This window comes from Nostoc sp. 106C (assembly GCF_002154725.1).
Classification (GTDB): domain Bacteria; phylum Cyanobacteriota; class Cyanobacteriia; order Cyanobacteriales; family Nostocaceae; genus Aulosira.
Map to the genome: position 1 here is coordinate 1 of NZ_MTAW01000152.1, position 916 is coordinate 916.

At 42.8% G+C, this 916-nt stretch carries 1 protein-coding gene; it reads right to left on the reverse strand.

Annotated features, from left to right (window positions below; genetic code table 11):
* Positions 1 to 36: 36 nt before the first annotated feature.
* A complete protein-coding gene (locus BV375_RS23555) occupies positions 37 to 828 on the reverse strand; it encodes an IS5 family transposase (protein WP_086764951.1) in 792 nt (263 codons plus the stop codon).
* Positions 829 to 916: the final 88 nt, after the last annotated feature.

Consider the following 916-nt stretch of genomic DNA (forward strand, 5'->3'; position numbering starts at 1 on the left):
TAAGAGGATGTTTTAAAAGTCAAAACCAGTCAAAAATTATGCCAGTCGTCTGACCATGATACGAATCATCGCAATATAGATAAATGTCTCGGAGGTTTCGGGTAGTCTTTCATAATCTTTGCTTAAGCGCCGACACCAATTAAGCCAGCCAAAAGTTCGCTCGACAATCCAACGCTTTGGTAAATGGACAAAACCCTTTTTCTCCAAAGGTCTAAGAACAATTTCTACAATCCACCGAAACATATCCATTACCCAACGCATAAATTCTTCGCCTCGGTATCCTCCATCCATCCAAATCTTGTTCAATCGTTTTACCTGATGACCAGTATCGTGAACTCGTTGGAGAACAAGTTTTGCACCTTCACGTTCTGGAAGGCTTGCAGATGTCACTAAAACCCGTAAAACTAAACCCAGTAAATCTACACTCAAATGGCGTTTACGCCCATGAATTTTTTTACCTGCGTCGTAACCAACATCAATAGATATCATTGTTGCTGTTTCTACTGATTGGCTATCAACTGCCGCTTCTGATGGGCTAGGTTCACGCAGAGCCTCCACTCTCACCCATTGATAAAGTTGGTCATGAACCTTCAACCATGTACCATCTTTACTCCATCTCCAGAAATAACCATAAACTGTTGACCACGCAGGAAAATCCCCAGGTAGACCTCGCCATGTACACCCCTCACACAGTACATAAAGAATTGCATTTACTACAGCGAATAATGCTAATTTTCGGGGACGACCACCGGGTTTTGCTTCTGGCAAAAGGTTTGCAATTAGTTCCCACTGTTCCCATGACAGATTGCTACGGTATGCTTTACTCATTCGCTCACAAGGTGCTGGTTTCTACAAATCTCAGCATACGCCTTGTGAGCTTTCTTACCACACCCCCCACTTTTAAAACATCCTCTAA